The organism is Dactylosporangium sp. NPDC051484 (assembly GCF_040689395.1).
Classification (GTDB): Bacteria; Actinomycetota; Actinomycetes; order Mycobacteriales; family Micromonosporaceae; genus Dactylosporangium.
The window spans coordinates 108,370-124,207 of the sequence record NZ_JBFAZX010000014.1 but is presented as its reverse complement, the minus strand read 5'-3'; the positions used below and the strand labels follow the sequence as shown (position 1 = coordinate 124,207).

Annotated in this window: 12 protein-coding genes; 2 read left to right on the top strand and 10 right to left on the bottom strand. The window is 67.1% G+C overall.

From position 1 onward, the window contains the following. Window positions 1-23: 23 nt before the first annotated feature. The 6 genes from AB0367_RS23295 to AB0367_RS23270 form a co-directional block, all read right to left on the bottom strand. The gene (locus tag AB0367_RS23295) at window positions 24-2,126 is read right to left on the bottom strand and encodes a hydantoinase/oxoprolinase family protein (protein WP_366228488.1); all 2,103 of its coding nucleotides are present in this window, start codon (window positions 2,124-2,126) and stop codon (window positions 24-26) included. Window position 2,127: 1 nt separating this feature from the next. Further along, complete coding sequence (locus tag AB0367_RS23290) at window positions 2,128-3,786, bottom strand: amidohydrolase (protein ID WP_366228487.1); 1,659 nt, start codon at window positions 3,784-3,786, stop codon at window positions 2,128-2,130. Between the two features lie 122 nt (window positions 3,787-3,908). Next, window positions 3,909-4,673, bottom strand: coding sequence for an ABC transporter ATP-binding protein (locus tag AB0367_RS23285; protein WP_366228486.1), 765 nt, complete (start codon window positions 4,671-4,673; stop codon window positions 3,909-3,911). Then, the gene (locus tag AB0367_RS23280) at window positions 4,673-7,375 is read right to left on the bottom strand and encodes a branched-chain amino acid ABC transporter permease/ATP-binding protein (RefSeq protein WP_366228485.1); all 2,703 of its coding nucleotides are present in this window, start codon (window positions 7,373-7,375) and stop codon (window positions 4,673-4,675) included. The genes AB0367_RS23285 and AB0367_RS23280 overlap by 1 nt, the downstream gene beginning before the upstream one ends. 129 nt (window positions 7,376-7,504) lie before the next feature. Then, the gene (locus AB0367_RS23275; RefSeq protein WP_366228484.1) at window positions 7,505-8,272 is read right to left on the bottom strand and encodes a glucose 1-dehydrogenase; all 768 of its coding nucleotides are present in this window, start codon (window positions 8,270-8,272) and stop codon (window positions 7,505-7,507) included. Between the two features lie 86 nt (window positions 8,273-8,358). Continuing rightward, the gene (locus tag AB0367_RS23270; protein WP_366228483.1) at window positions 8,359-9,618 is read right to left on the bottom strand and encodes an ABC transporter substrate-binding protein; all 1,260 of its coding nucleotides are present in this window, start codon (window positions 9,616-9,618) and stop codon (window positions 8,359-8,361) included. 217 nt (window positions 9,619-9,835) lie between these two features. Here AB0367_RS23270 and AB0367_RS23265 point away from each other — a divergent pair, with 217 nt between their 5' ends. Then, complete coding sequence (locus AB0367_RS23265) at window positions 9,836-10,540, top strand: isochorismatase family protein (protein ID WP_366228482.1); 705 nt, start codon at window positions 9,836-9,838, stop codon at window positions 10,538-10,540. Between the two features lie 17 nt (window positions 10,541-10,557). On the opposite strand, the gene AB0367_RS23260 is transcribed toward AB0367_RS23265, so the two are convergent. The 4 genes from AB0367_RS23260 to AB0367_RS23245 form a co-directional block, all read right to left on the bottom strand. After that, window positions 10,558-11,628 (bottom strand): LLM class flavin-dependent oxidoreductase, encoded by a 1,071-nt coding sequence (locus tag AB0367_RS23260; protein ID WP_366228481.1) that lies wholly within the window; start codon window positions 11,626-11,628, stop codon window positions 10,558-10,560. Beyond that, on the bottom strand, window positions 11,622-12,794 hold the full coding sequence (locus AB0367_RS23255; protein WP_366228480.1) for an LLM class flavin-dependent oxidoreductase: 1,173 nt from the start codon (window positions 12,792-12,794) through the stop codon (window positions 11,622-11,624). Before AB0367_RS23255 ends, AB0367_RS23260 begins: the two co-directional genes overlap by 7 nt. A gap of 429 nt (window positions 12,795-13,223) precedes the next feature. Beyond that, entirely contained in the window at window positions 13,224-13,781 is a 558-nt protein-coding gene (locus AB0367_RS23250; RefSeq protein WP_366228479.1) for a flavin reductase family protein, read from the bottom strand. Then, window positions 13,778-14,323, bottom strand: a complete 546-nt coding sequence (locus AB0367_RS23245) for an NAD(P)H-dependent oxidoreductase (RefSeq protein ID WP_366228478.1) — start codon at window positions 14,321-14,323, stop codon at window positions 13,778-13,780. The genes AB0367_RS23250 and AB0367_RS23245 overlap by 4 nt, the downstream gene beginning before the upstream one ends. 393 nt (window positions 14,324-14,716) lie before the next feature. On the opposite strand from AB0367_RS23245, the gene rutA reads away from it, so the two are divergent. Further along, window positions 14,717-15,793 carry a pyrimidine utilization protein A gene (rutA, locus tag AB0367_RS23240; protein WP_366228477.1) on the top strand — a complete coding sequence of 359 codons (1,077 nt, stop codon included), beginning with the start codon at window positions 14,717-14,719 and terminating at the stop codon, window positions 15,791-15,793. The last annotated feature ends 45 nt before the right edge of the window (window positions 15,794-15,838 follow it).

Genomic DNA, 15,838 nt, shown 5'->3' with positions numbered 1-15,838 from the left:
ATGTCCTCCTCGTCCCGTGCCGGTCATCCGCGGCCGCTCGAGTTCTGAATGATGATGTTGCCCGTGTCGTCGACCCGCGCGGTCTGACCCGGAAGCACGACCGTCGTCGTGTCCATCTGGTCGATGACCGCCGGACCCGAGAACTCGTCGTGCGGCGAAAGCCCGGCACGCTCGAAGATGGGGCACTCAACGTACCCGCCGGTCTCACGGAAATAGACCGGGCGCGTGCCGCTCGCAACGGGGCCCTCCGAGCCCGGTTCCGCGCGCAAGGCGGCCAGCTCGCCGCCCAACCTGCCGATCGCCGCGGTGCGCAGGGTCACCACCTCCACCGGGGAGGTGGGTGAGTCATAGGTGTACAGGCGCCGATGCTCGGCGTGGAAGGTCTCCACCATGCCGGCACGCTGCTCCAGATCGAACGGCCCGATCTCGACCGGGATCGTGATCTCGAACTGCTGGTTCTGGTAGCGAAGATCGGCCGACCACTGGACGGTCTGGCGCTCGCGGGGGACGCCTTCCCCTTCGAGCCAGGCCCGGGCATCGGCATCGAGCTCCTGGAAGCGCTTCGCCACTGCCTCGTCGAGCGGATCCACCGCCACGCTGGAGCTGGCGAAGTCGTTTCGGATGTCGCTGGCGATGAGACCCAGCGTGGAAAGCACGCCAGGGCTCTCCGGCAGGACCACGAACGGGATGTCCAGCAGCCGCGCGATCGGCGAGGTCTGCAGCGGACCCGCGCCGCCGAAGCCGATCAGGGCGAAGGCCCTGGGGTCGATGCCCCGCTCCACCGTGAGCACACGGATGGCCCCCGCCATACTCTCGTTCACGATGTCGAGGATCCCGATCGCGGCCTCTTCCACGCTGATCCCGAGTGGCCCCGCGACATGCTCCTGGATCGCGTTGACGGAGGCGTCGACATCCAGCTGGAGACTGCCGCCGGCAAGACTGCGCGGCAGGCGCCCCAGCGCCAGGTTGGCGTCGGTGACCGTCGGGCGCACTCCGCCCCGCCCGTAGCAGGCGGGTCCGGGAACGGCCCCGGCGCTGGCGGGACCCACGACCAGGTTCCCCGAGTCGGTGACCGAGGCGATGCTGCCCCCGCCCGCGCCGATCGTGTGAATGTCGATCATCGGCGTGGCGAGCGGCCAGCTGCCGATCTGCCCCTCGGTGGTCGAGGCGGGCACGCCCTCCCTGATCAGGCTCACGTCGGCACTGGTACCGCCGACATCGATCGAGATCAGCCCGTCGAAGTGGGCGTCGCGTCCCACCTTGCCCGCGCCGACGACGCCGGCCGCCGGTCCGGACAGCGCGGTGAGGATGGGCTGCTCCATCGCGGTCTCGGCACTGATCACCCCGCCGTTGGACTTCATGATGTAGAGCGGCGCCTCGATCGATCGCGCCTTGAGCTCGTCTCGGAGCTGGCCGATGTAGCTGCTGACGGCCGGCATCACGTAGCCGTTCAGCACGGTGGCCATCGACCGCTCGTACTCGCGGAACACGGGCAGCACCGTCGAGGACAGTGAGTACCACGCCTCGGGGTGGACCTCCGCCATGACGTCCCGCGCCCGCCGCTCGTGCGCGGGGTTGGCGTAGGAGTTGAGGAAGCAGATGGCGATGGCGTCGATGCCCCGTGACCGGTAGAAGAGGGCGGCCTGGCGGCAGTCCTCCTCGTTCAGGTCACGCAGCACGGCCCCGGACGCCAGTGTGCGCTCGGCGACCTCGCGGACCAGTTCCGGAGCGACAGGACGCGCCGGCTTGATCCAGGTGTAGATGTTCGAGCCACGGGGGACGTCATGCCGCCCGATCTCCAGCACGTGACGGAAGCCCTTGGTGGTGACCAGGCCGGTCGGGGCCCCTTGCGCTTCCAGGATGGCGTTGGTCGCGGTCGTGGTCCCATGCACGATCCGCGCCACCTCCCCGGGCTGCGCTCCGGCCAGGGCCAGCGCCTGGTCGACCGCGGCCAGGAACCCCTGTGACGGGTTGTGCGGTGTCGTCGCCGTCTTACAGCTCCAGGACTGTCCCGAGGCGAGGTCCGCGATGGTGACGTCGGTGAACGTCCCGCCGACGTCGACGCCGATGGCAAGGTTACGCACTGGGTCTATTACCTCCTGAGTTCCGCTTCTTGCAGTGGGCATGTCAAGCCCTGTCATGTCCGGGTGTCGGCGTGGGCGCGGACCAGACCTCTCGCCCACCCACGTAGGTGGCGACGATGGGCATCGACCGCAGCGTGTCGCCGTCGGCGGTCAGCGGGTCGCCGGAGAAGACCGTGAGGTCGGCGAACTTTCCGGCCTCGATCGTTCCCGAGGTCCGCTCCGAGAAGCCCAGCCACGCTGAGCTGGCTGTGATCGCCGTCAGGGACTCGTAGTTGGTGATGGCCTGGTCGAGTGCCACCTCGGTGCCGTCGATCGCCCGCCTGGAGATCGCGACGGCGGCGTCGCGGAGAGGGTCGATCGGCCAGTAGATGGGAGAGTCAGCACCGAACGTCAGGTCGAAGCCGGCATCGAGGAGTTGCCGGAACGGGAAGGACCCCTCGGTGCGAGGGGAGCCCAGGGTCTGGTTCGCCTCGTTCGCCAAGTAGTACATGAAGGCCGGGTTCGGAACGGGTGTCACGCCGAGAGCCTTCGTCCGGCGGATCCTGGTCTCGTCCATGAGCCAGTTCCCCATGTGCTCGATACGGTGCCGCAGATCGCGGCTGTCGTCCCCGATGAGCGCCTTCTCGTAGCTCTGCAGCACCATGTCCGCGGCGCGATCGCCGATGGCGTGGACACAGATGCGGATCCCGGCGTCGTGGTAGGCGGCGACCACCTCGTCGAGCTCGTCCTGCTCGATGCGAATCACCGGGTGGTTGCCGCAGGGCTCCCCGTCGACCGGGGTCCAGGCCGACATGCGGCCGGTGAACCCGCCGTCGATGCTCATCTTGATCCCAGCGAACCGCAGCATGTCGCTGCCGAAGCCACCCTGCAGGCCGAGCTCCAGCACCGCCCACTTGGAGATCTCAGACTCGATGACCCGCACGATCAGGTCGACCCGCAGCGGCAGCCGCCCCTCGCGCTCCAGCTCCTGGTAGGCACGGATCTCCTTGGCGTTGGTCACCATCTCGTGGATGGAGGTCACCCCGCGAGCCGCGGCCCCCAGCAGGTGGGCCTCGATCGAGGTCTTGTACTCCTCGAAGCCGCCCTCCAGCAGGTAGGGGCGCAGCGGAAGCTGGGCCCGCTCGTGCAGGACGCCGGTCGCTCGACCTTGCCGGTCACGGGCGATGAAGCCCCCCGCCGGGTCCGGTGTGGAGTTGGAGATCTCCAGCAGCTTCAGGGTCTGCGAGTTGACCACGCTGATGTGACCACCGAACCTGACGGCGACCGCCCGGCCGGGGACGGCCTCGTCGAGCTCCGCGAGCGTGGGCAGCCGGCGCTCCTGCAGACGGAACTCCTGCATGGGACTCGCCATCACGTGCAGGAGCTCTTGATCGGGGGCCGAGTCCGCCTCCGCGCGCAGGATCTCCAGGAGGTCGTTCACGGTCTTGATCGGACGGTAGAAGTCGCGGCAGTCCACGAACGACGACCCTGTCGCGGTCGCACCGAGGTGAGTGTGGGTGTCGACCAGGCCCGGCGTCACCACCCGGCCGGCCAGTTCGACGACACGCGCCCCGGGGGACACCGTCGGTACGACGTCCTCTCGACGCCCCACGGCGCGAATGGTGCCGCCACTGATTGCGATGGAGTCCGCGCTGTAGCTCGGCCCGTCGGCCATGGTGAGGATTCGGCCGCCGAGCAGAAGCAGTTCCGACGGTTCTGGCATGGGGATTCTCCCGTTCTCGCCTCGGGTGCGGGCATGTGACACGCCGGGGCGGGGCTGGACGAGGTCCAGCCCCGGCCCCGGGGCGTCAGCCCACGTCGACTGTGGTGGGGCAGTGCATTTGGCTACTCCTCGCCGGGCGCCGCACCCACGCCCAGATAGCCGCGCACGATCGCGTCCTCGTCGAGCTCGGAGGGCAGGCCGTCGAACGCCACCGCCCCGCGGTGCAGCATCACCACCCGGTCCGCCATCGCCAGCGCGCGGGTCACGTACTGCTCGACCAGCAGCAACGCCGCACCCGTGGCGGCCAGCTTCTGCAGCACCTGGAAGATCTCCTCGACGATGCGGGGCGCCAGACCCATCGACACCTCGTCGAGCAGGACGATGTTGGCCTGCGACAGGAACGCCCGGGACAGTGCGAGCATCTGCTGCTCACCGCCCGACATCGTCCCTGCGACCTGGTTGATCCGGCGCTGAAGGATCGGGAACATCTCGATCACTTCGTCGACGCGGTCCGCCGTGGCCCACTTCGGGACCTGAAGGCGGAGGTTCTCCCGCACGGTGAGCGATCGCCAGATCCCCCGGCCCTCCGGAATCAGGCAGAGACCGGCCTTCGCCCGGCGTGCCGCGGAAGCCGTCGTCAGATCGGTGCCGTTGACGGCGATCGTGCCGGCGGACGGCCTGAGCAGACCGCTGGCAGTGCGCAGCAGCGTCGTCTTCCCGGCACCGTTCGGCCCCAGCAGGGCCACGATCTGGCCACGCGGAACCGTGAAGGACACGTCATGCAGGACCGTCGTGGTCCCGTATCCCCCACTCACCGAGCGCAGTTCCAGGGCAGCCTCCGGCAGGGCGGCACCACGCTTCACCGTTGTCGCGGACTCAGCTGTCATCACACCGTCTCCGTCGCGCTCGCGGACTTGGCGGCCTTCTCGGTCGCCGATGCGGTCTCCAACTCGTCACCGAGGTAGGCCGCCCGAACGATCGGCGAACTGATCACATCGGCGGCGTCGCCCTGATAGATCAGCTTCCCGAATTCGATCACGTAGATGTACTCGCAGATCTCCGACACCAGCGCGATGTCGTGCTCGACGAGCAGGATTCCCACGCCCCGCTCAGCGACGACACGCTGCAGGATCTCGCCGAACTGCGCCGTCTCGGCACGATCGAGCCCGGAGGACGGCTCGTCCAGGAGCAGGATCTTGAACGGCCCGGCCAGGCACCGAGCCAGCTCCACCAGGCGGCGCTGACCGGTGGACAGACCACCCGGGGTCAACTCGGCCAGGTCTTCGATATGACACAAGGCCAGGGCCGCGTCCGCGGAGGCCAGCGCCTTCTGCCTGACCGTCCGGGACCCCATCATGTGACTGAGGATTTTGGTGCCGGCGAACCTGGCCTCATACCCCAGTGCCACGTTCTCGCGCACGGTGAGACTGTCGAACAGCTCCATGCGCTGGAAGGTGCGGCCGATGCCGTTCCGGGCGCGCCTGGCGACCCCGAAACGTGTCACATCCTTGTCCTGGAAGAGCACCCGGCCACGCGACGGCCGCAGGAAGCCGGAGGCCACGTTGAAGATCGTCGTCTTTCCCGCCCCGTTCGGCCCGATGAGCCCGGTGATGACCCCGGTCCTCGCGGTCAGCGAGACGCCGTCGACTGCGGCCAGGCCACCGAACTGGACCCGCAGGTCGTTGAGCTCGAACGTCGCGGGCTCCGCCCGCAGTACCGGCGGCGCGACCGCGGCCGCCGCACGACGCACCAACGCCTTCGGCTTGCGGAACACACCGTCGAGGAACCGACGCAACGGCTCCGGCGTGTCACCGGCATCCTGAACCTTCTTCAGCGTGTAACCGAGCGCACCGAGCCCGAAACCGAGCTGCAGCCAGGCGGCCGCGGAGGCGTTGCTCCAGTACGACGGGATCAGGGTGCTACCCATCGCCGCGCCGAGCGCGTACCACGGCGCGTTGCCCAGGTTGATGATGATCAGGCAGAAGAAGGTCAGCGACATGAGCGGCATGTACGCCGTCTCCGTGGCGATCCCGAGCCCGCCCGCCTCCAGCACACCACCGATGGCGGCCAGGAACGCCGAGATGCAGAACACCAGCAGACGCGTCAGATGGATGGAGGTACCGCTCGCCGACAGGCCCGCCGAGCTGTCGGCCAGGGCCCGCAGCAGCCGGCCCAGGCGGCCACCCACGATCGCCAGCACCAGCACCAGCGTCAGGACCGCCATCAGCAGGACGAAGTAGTAGTACGTGGTGTCCGTGTCGGGCAGACCGATCGAGGCGAAGTCCGGACGCGGCACGTCGACGCCGACGCCCATCTTCCCGAACATGTACCCGCTGCCGTACATGATGTACTGCAGCATCAGCCCGAAGCCGAACGTCGCCAGCGCCAGGTAGAGGCCCGAGAGTCGCATGGCGGGGATCGCGAGCAGCGCCCCGATCGGCACCGCGATCAGCCCGGCCACAAGGACCGCGGCCAACCAGGGCCAGCCGTGAACCACCATCAACCTGGAAAGGGTGCACGCCCCGATCGCCATGAAGCTGACATGACACAGCGAAACCTGCCCGGAGGTACGCACGAGCAGCCCGAGCGACAGGAAGACGATCACCATCGCCAGGGTCCGTGACCAGTCCGTCAGATGCAGACCGGCGAACTGAGGAACGAACAGCAGGACCACCAGCAGCACCGCACCGAACCCGGCCTGCACCTGCCACGGCCCCTTCCACGCCGCCGCGGCACGAGGCAGCAACGGCGCCGCATCGGCAAGGTGACGACGCGGAGAGACCAGCAGCACCAGGAACAGGATCAGGAACGGCAGCGCGGCGGAAAGCCCCGCCCACAACCCGGTCGTGAACCACTTCGTCGCGAAGGCGGCCGCGACGCCGATGATGAGCGCGCCGGCATAGGTTCCCGGCAGGCTGCGGAACTGGCCGATCGCCGCCGCACCGAACGACGCGATGACCAGGAACGTGAGCGTCGTCGCGTCGAGGGCGATGAACGGGACGATCAACAGGCCCGACACAGACGCGAACACGGAGCCGATGACCCACGCGGTACGACGCACGACCGTCGGGCGCATGCCGGCGATATCGAGCAGCGACGGGTCCTGAACGACCGCGCGCATCGCCAGACCCATGCGGGCGTAACGCAGGAACAGGTAGAGGACGGCGGTGGCCACCAGACCGGTGCCGATCACGATCAACTGGTCGGTGGTGACCACAGCGCCACCGACATGGATCGGATCAGTGGGCAGGAACTTCGGGACGTAGCGGACCTCGTGGCCCCAGATGATGACCGCGATGGCCTGGACCATCAGCAGGATGCCGATCGTGGCCGTCACCCGCATCACGAGACTCTGGCCCTCAAGCCGCCGAGCCACGAGTTCCAAGGCCAGACCGAGCAACGGCGCCGCGATCAGCACACAGATGACCGCGGACAACTGCCACGACAAGCCCTGCTGGACATGCAGGAAGTAGAAGAGATACGCGGCCGCGGTGGCCAACGCACCATGGGCGAAATTGAATAAGCCCGATGTTCGATAGGTGAGGACGAGCCCGACCCCACTGACGGCATAGGCAGAGCCGAGCGTCAAGCCGGCAATGATAAAGGGTATCAAAGTCGTCGTCCCCTTAGGTTCACGTAAATGCGCCGATTCATCGCTAATCGGCCTTTCTCAGGGTTGGGCCGAGGCCGTGGACACGACCTCCGTGCTGCCGCTCTCTCACAGCACTGCGACCGGTCCGGCAAGCTGGCCACCATCGACGATGATTCGACTGCCGGTCGTATAGGAACTCGCGTCGGAGGCGAGGAAGAGAGCCGCCTGAGCCACCTCCTCGGCCAGGCCGATCCGAGGAATCGGCAGACCGCCATACCAGGCGTCCTTGTCGATGGCTTCGAACTCCGGGCTGCGACTCATGTCCGTGTCGACCCCACCGGGGTGGATGGAGTTGACCCTGATCCCGGTGCCGGCATACTCGACCGCCGCGTTCCGGGCGAGGGATGCGTTGGCGGCCTTGCTGGTGCCGTAGGCGGCGTGGGCGGCGATGCCCGTGTCGCTCGCCGCCGAGGACATCACGACGATCGACCCGCCACCCTTGCTCCGCATCACCGGCGCGACGGTCTTGATGCCCAGGAAGGCGCCGATCACGTTGACCTGGAACACCCGCGTGAGGTCGTCGACGGTCAGGTCCGCGATCAGCTTGGGACAGTTGACGCCGGCGTTGGCCACCAGGATGTCCGGCGGGCCGAACGCTTCGGTGCAAAACCGAACCGCCTGCTCCCACGCGGCCGGCTGGGTGACATCCAGATCGGTGTAGGCGGCTTCAGGCCCCAATTCCTCCGCCAGGGCAAGACCCTCGTCGCGGAGGACGTCGGCGATCACGACCGACGCTCCCTCCGCGACGAACAGCCTTGCGATTGCCGCGCCAATTCCTCGTGCGGCGCCGGTGACGACCGACACCTTGGCCTCGAGACGACCACTGCCGTGCATTTCGGTCCTTTATCATCTAGTGGTGCGATCCGATGAGTTCGCGAACGAACAGGCTCGACGGCGGTGGCCGCCCCGAGGGCAGCGCACTAGCCCTTGAGGGAGGCGACGATCTTCGCGATCTCGTCGGCGGGCGCACACTTCGGCTTCACACCGTCAGGCGTGCCGAACTTGCCGGCGTTCAACGAGTACGTGTAGTAGCAGTTGTTCTGGAACGGCTCGCCGGGCTTGAAGTTCAGCGGTCCGGTAAGGCCACCGAGCGTCTCGTCCTTGAGGGCGTAGAGACCCTTCTTGACGCTTTCAGCGGTGATCTCGCCCTCGGGGGAAGCCTTGACAGCGGCCTCGAAGAGCTTGCCGGAGACCCAGATGCCCGGGTCGATGAAGTTCAGCGGCTTGTCCTTGCTGCCCAGTTTGGGAGCGAACTCCCGAAGCGCGTCGTGGAACTCCTTGGTAGCCGGCGTCGACTCGTCGAAGAACGGGAACCGCGCGTCGACGAACTGGACGTTGTTGAACCCGGGCTGACCGGCCAGACGGCCACTCGCGGTCTGCGAGATCATCGGGATGTCAAGGCCCTGGGTCTCACACTGCTCCGCGAACCGCTTGGCGACGTCGGAGGTGAGGCTGATGGAGAAGCTCTTCGCTCCCGAGCCCTTGACTGACTGACAGAGCGCGGTGAAGTCGGGGAGGGACCCGTCCACGGCACTGGAGTAGGCGACCTTGACACCCAACGGCCCACCGAGCGCGTTGAGCAGGTCGACGGTCGTCTTGCAGGTTGCCGAGCCCGCGCAGTAGAGCTGCGCCATCTTGTCGCCGTTCTTGGCCGCGGCCTCGGCCGTGCCGTAGAACAGCGCGATCAGGTTCGCCGAGGTCGAGAAGTACATCGGCGAGAGCATCGCGTTCATGTTGGAGCCGTTGCCGCCGACGAAGGGCACGCCGGCCTTCTCCAGCGCCGGCGCCCAAGCGCTCTCGCCGGAACCCTGGGCGTTCGAGCCGACGACCGCGACGACCTTGTCCACGTTGATGAGCTCGTTGATGTACTTGGCCGACAGGGCGGTGTTGCCCTGGTCGTCCTTGATCACGAGCTCGATCGGGCGGCCCCTGAGGCCACCGTGCTTGTTGACCCAGGATGCCCACGCCTTCGACACCTCGGCACCGGACGCGGCGTCCGCGGAGAGGGGGCCGGTCAGGGTGTGGATCGCACCGACCTTGATGGGCTCGCCGGTGAGGCCGCCCTTGTCCCCGCCTCCATTGTCGTCGCTGCACCCCGCCAAGGCGGTCGCAGCCACCAGCGTCAGGGCCACCAGGGAACGCTTGGCAGCGCCCTGAAGGCTGCGCGTTTTACCGATCACTTTTTTCTCCATTTGGTCAGTTGGGCGAGGCCGGCGCGGCCCGCACACAGCCGATTACGGCGACGACCGCTCGGACGGCTTCGCGATCCCCTTTGCGAGGGCCCTTCGCGGAAGAGTTTGCATACCGTATACGGTATGTGATGAGCACAACAAGAGGTATCCCATCACAATTTCGTATACCGTGTACAGAGGAATTCGGCTACCAGGAGACGCACCTATGGAACGAATCTGGGATCAGTTCTTAACCGACCGTGATCGGCAGTGGCTGGAGCGGTTTCCCCGGCGCCCGCGCATGGGCTTCGGCTCCCGACCGGCGCTGGTCATCGTCGACAACATCAACAAAACAGTGGGGCCGCGGGGCGAGGACATCCTCGCGACCATGCGGGACCAGGTCTTCAGCATGGGCCACGAGGCCTGGGCCGGAATCGACGCCACCGCGGCCCTGCTCGATCTCGTTCGCCGGATCGGTCTCCCCGTCGTTCACGTCTCGACGATCTCCGGCATCAACAGCCCGTGGGACTTCCTGACGTACCAGCGCCGTCCCGACGTGACCTTCGCGCGCGATCAGCACGAGCCCGAGGCCGAGTGGAGGATCGTCGAGGCCCTCACACCACGGCCCGACGAGCTGCACATCCAGAAGGCCGCCCCCAGCGCGTTCTTCGGCACTCCCCTGCTGCCCTCGCTCATCCGCTTCGGTGTCGACACGCTCGTCATCTGCGGCAACAGCACCAGCGGATGCATCCGAGCGACGGTCCTCGACGCGGCCTCGCACGCCTTCAAGGTCGTCATTCCGGAAGAGTGCGTCTTCGACCGCACCCAGGCGTCGCACGCGATGAATCTGTTCGACATGGACCAGAAGTACGCGGACGTGCTGGGTGTCGAGGAGGTCGCTCGACGTCTAACGGAGTTCGGGGCTGACTGATCGCGCTGCGCGCCCGCTCACCAACTGCCGGTGCGCGCGACGTAGTCCTCGGCGACGCCGAGCTCGGCCAGTATGTCGACCAGAGCCCGCACCCGCTCGCCCGCGACCTCGTCGCCGCCCGGCAGGTCCAGCAGAAGACCGTCGATGAGCTTGTCGGCAGCAAGATCACGAACCCGGGATGCCAAGGCACGAAGCGCCGTGTCCGCCTCACCGGAAACGAGCGAGGTCCGCAGGTGGATCCGAGGAGCCGCACGGCCTGCCCGCTGCGCACCCTCGGCCAGGGCGGCCCGGGCCGAGACGAGCGCATCCGGGCTGGGGTCCTCGGCGATCCACACATCCAGGCTCGCCCCAGCCAGGGACCGGGCTGCCGCGGAATCACCGACGCCGAAGATCGGCGGACGAGGAAGCTGGGTGGGGAACGGTCGTTTGGAGTGTCCGTGGACCCGGACATGCCGGCCTTCGAACTCGACACCCTGCTCGCGGCCCTGCCAGATGGCTTCGACCGCCGCGACCACCTCCGCGGCCCTGTCGACCTGCGCCTCCACCGGCAGTTCCTCGTCCAGGCCGTAGAGCCGGGCGGCCTCGTCTCCCCTGCCCGTGGCGACGCACCAACCCCAGCGACCCTGCGACAACCAGTCCAGGTGGGCGCCGAATCGGGCGACATGGGTGGGCGCCGTGAAGTTGGTGCGCAGCACGGTGACCACCCCGAGCCGCTCCGTGGCAAGGATGACCGGGACCGCCCAGAGCACCGAACGCAGCCCACGCTCCGCGGAACCCCCGCCAGCGTATCCGTCGGTCAGCAGCACGTAGTCGATGCCGGCGCGTTCGAGCGCCTTCGCCGACTCCACGTGACGCGTCCACTCGAGCTGGCCCGGGTCGAGCCCGGCGGTGCCGCCGGCATCGCCCGCCAGGTCGGCGCGCCACAGGGCCCCGATTTTGAACGTCGGCTCCTGGCCGGCGAGCGTCGCGCGGCGGGACGGCTGGACGACGGGCGGCTGCTCCCACCGGACCGCCACGGCCGCGTCGATCCGAGCCTCGAGGTCGGGTGACGTCGCCGCGCTCTCCACGATGTCGGGACCTGTCACCACAGCGAGCTCCTCTGCGCGATCGGCTGCCAGACGCCCGCCTCTTGCAGGCGCGCGAACATCCGGCCGTAGCGCGGCATCTCTCCGGCGGTCCAGTACGGCGTGTTGACCAGAATGCCCCGATAGCCATGATCGTGATAGAGCTCGATCAGCTCCTCGGCCACCGTCTCAGGGGTTCCGACAAGCGGATTCAAGGCACCCTCCTTCCTCTCAGCCTGCAGCGCCCCACGCCCACTGTTGGTCGCGTACGCGGCACCCTTGCTTCCCTGGGCGATCGTCTTGGCGAAGACGTTGAGCTCCTTCGAAGCATCCATCGACGCCTTCACGACCTCCCACTCGTCCCGCGCCTCCTGCGCGTCGTCGCGCAGCAGGCAGCGAACACCGGCGAGGACCTTCGCGCTCCTGTCACGGCCCGCGTTCTCGGCCTCCTCCCGCATCCGCTGGTTGAGGCGCTCAAGGTGGGCATGGTCCACCACCGGGGCGAACAGGTAGTCGCAGTAGCGACCCGCGAGACGCAGACCCTGATCGGAAGCACCGGCATTGACCATCGCCGGTCCCCCGGGAGTCGCCGGCCCCGGACCCGGAAGCCGGCCACTCAGACTCACCCACGTGCCCCGCTGCTCGACCTGCGGACGGTCCTGCGCCCAGAGCTTGCGGACCGCGACCACGGCCTCCTCGGCGATCCCGTACCGCTCGTCGTGGTCAGCGAGGCCGTCAGCACCGAACAGCCGCGGCTCATCCGGCCGGTAGCCCGTGGTGACGTTCCAGCCCCACCGCCCGTTGCTGACATAGTCGAGCTGAGCACCGAACTGAGCGAGATCGATCGCGTCGATGAACGTCGGATGCATCGTCGAGATCAGACCCATCCTCGACGTCACCGAGAACAGGGCCATCGCCCACACCACGGCGTGAATGGACGGATCATGATGCCCGATGCGCGACGACTCCTCAGAGACTGTCCCATAGGCATCGGCGAGGACTCCGAAATCGAATCCCGCCGCCTCGGTCTCGACAGCCAGTCGCTGTTGGGCCGCTAGGTCCAGTGCTTCAGGGTTCTGCTCACACACATAGGCGGTCGGGAAGACCGTGCGCGACGTCGGCCAGAACAAGCCGACGCGCAGCAGGTCGTCGGAGCCAGATCGATCAACCAAGGTTCCTCCAGAATTCATCGACTATTAGCATACGGTATCCAATGTACCGTCTACCATGGTCGGTTGGCCAGACACGGACCGGAAAACGATCGAGTCCGCACCGGCGAACACTCCCGCCGACAGAGGGCGGACCGGGTAAGAAGGTTTCACTGACGAGGTGCCCCTCTCGGGTCGGCCGGATGCTGACGTCGCAATCAACATCGCCCCTGTTCAGGAGGGCATTCAGGTGCTACGACACGCGCACACCAGCGCCGACGCCCGGTGGATCAGGGCTGGGCGGGACACGGTTGGATGACGACTTTCGTCGAGGTCGTCAAACCCTCGTGGAAAAGGCCCCGGAGTTGCCTCGCGAACGGGTAAGCGACTGGCGCCGAACAGGTTGCGCAGAAGAATGTCTTGACGACATATCGATCCTCGGTTCACCACATACCGAATGCCACGGAATGGTCACCCGTCGCAAGTCGCCTGCAGCAGCCTGAATCGCGTCTGGTGATAGATGAGCGGGTTGGCCGACTCGGCGACGCTGACCGCGTGCACCCTGAACACGACGACCTCATGGTCGCCGGCCTCCGTCACGGCCGCGATCGAGCAATCCAGCCAGCTGATCGCCTCCTGAACGAAGACCGCCCCCGCCTCCCCCGACTCGGTCACCAGGCCTCGGAAACGGTCCTGCCCCCGGGCGGACAGCTGCTGGCAGACCGCACTCTGGTGCTCACTGAGGATGGAGATACCGATGTGGGGCGCCCGGCGCAGCACCGGCCAGGTCTGGGAATCCTTGCGCACCGAGAACAACACCATCGGAGGGTCGTAGGAGACACCCACCGCGATGGAAGAGGCGATCAACCCGGTGCGCTCACCGTCGACCAGGGCACAGACCGCCCCGACCGCGGCGGGAAACTGGTTGAACGCGGCCTTGACCTGAGCCGAATGAGGGTCGGCGGGAAGCATGCCGCCCAGATCGTGCACGAACTCGCCCGACCGCCGGTCGCTGACCGCGGCGCTCATCGCGCTCCTCCCGCCACCGCACCGGCCTTGGCCTTCGCGATGGCCCTGATCGCCTCGAGGCCGATCGCGTTCTCCGCGACCCACTCACGCAGCAGCACGTCGGCTCGATCCATGAGCGGAGTCTCGAAGTACAGCCCGCGCGTCGGGACGATGGCGCCCAGCTCGACGAGCAGCGGCCGTAAATTGACCTCGGGACCCATGGCGTGGGTACGGTTGGCGCCGGTCATCACTGGAATGGCGCAGACGTCCTTCAGGCCGGCCGCGGGATACCGATCCAGGAAGCCCTTGAGCAATCCCGTGTAGGTCGCCTTATAGGTGGGCGATCCAAAGATCACCAGATCACTCGCCGCAACTGCCTCGTTCAGTTCCGACAACTCCTCGGACGGCCACTCGAAGATGCGGTGGGCGTACCGCGCGAGGTCGACGACCCGAGGCTCGGATCCGTGCTCGATGAGCGACGCCAGGCCAACGGCCAACTGGAGGGTCCGGGAGTCGGGCTTGGGATTACCGACAACAACCGTTATCAACATGTCGTAGTCCATCTGTCGAGTGCGTACCGGATCGAGACAGCGATTCGGCGTGGGCGAAAGAGGAGCCAGATTCATCCACTGGCCTGGGCCCGCCGACTTGGGTGACTCAATCGAGGTCTTTTGTCTCGAGAGATGTGCGACGGCTTACGTCGCTGGCACAAGTGTGCGGCGCCGCGCCGCATTGGCGCAACCCGTCCGGTATGAAGGTTTGCATTGTCGAACTCGCCCGGAGCACGTCGCTCGGGCCGCGACCCCCAGGGGTCACCACGCTCGGTGTTGATTGACGATATCCCGTATACGGTTTACTGTCCAGCCATCCACCGGCCTGCGCAGCCAGAGTGCCGCGCACTCAAGAGCCTGCCCTCAGCGGGCACACGCCGGGCCTTCACTACCGAGAGGTGACCCATGGATATCGGAGTGTTTCTACCCATCGCGAACAATGGCTGGTTCGTTTCGAAGACCGCCCCGCAATACAAGCCCACCTTCGAGCTCAACCGCCGCATCGTCGAGAGCGCCGAGGAGCACGGACTGGACTTCGCCCTGTCGATGGTGAAGCTTCGTGGGTACGGCGGGGAGACCGAGTTCTGGAACTACGCCCTCGAGTCGTTCACCCTCATGGCCGGACTGGCCGCGGCGACCGAACGAATCAAACTGTTCGCATCGACCCCGGTCCTGGCGCTGTCGCCGGCCCTCGCGGCACGCATGGCGGTGACCATCGACTCGATCGCACCCGGACGATTCGGCATCAACCTCGTGTCCGGCTGGCAGAAGGCCGAGTACCAGCAGCTCGACCTCTGGCCAGGGGACGAGCACTACAGCCGTCGCTACGACTACGCCGGCGAGTACGTGACGATCCTCCGAGAGCTCCTCGAGACCGGCCGATCCTCCTTCCAAGGCGACTACTTCCACTTCGACGACTGCCAGTTGCAGCCGCTGCCCAGCGCACCGATCCCGCTGGTCGGCGCCGGCCAGAGCCAACGCGGCATCGACTTCTGCGCGCAATACGGCGACTTCAACTTCGTCAACATCAACGGCATCAACCAGCCCACCTCGTTCGCGCCGCTGGCCGAGCGCGTCGCCGCCGCGGGAAGCGCGGCGCAGCGCGACGTCGGTGTGTACGTCCTGGTGGCGATCATCGCCGCCGAGACGGACGAGGAGGCCTGGGCCAGGTGGCGGCACATCCAGGGCGGGGTGGACGTGAAGGCGCTGGAGGGAATCGGCAGCCAGATGTCGCTGGACACCGTCCACAGGGATCAGGAAACCTCTTCCGTGAAGCGCGCCCTCAAGGTTGTCGAGGACACCAGCTCGTCGGTCTGCGGCCTGCTCATCGGCTCCTACCAGAGCGTGGCCTCGATGCTCGACGAGATGGCCGCCGTCGAGGGAACGGCGGGCATCATGGTCGTCTTCGACGACTTCCTCGACGGACTCGACGCCTTCGGCAAGCACATTCAGCCGCTCATGACCTGTCGGGCAGATCGTTAACACGCTGTTTGTCCCTCCGCTCTGACCCGAAGGGCCCCGTCCGGC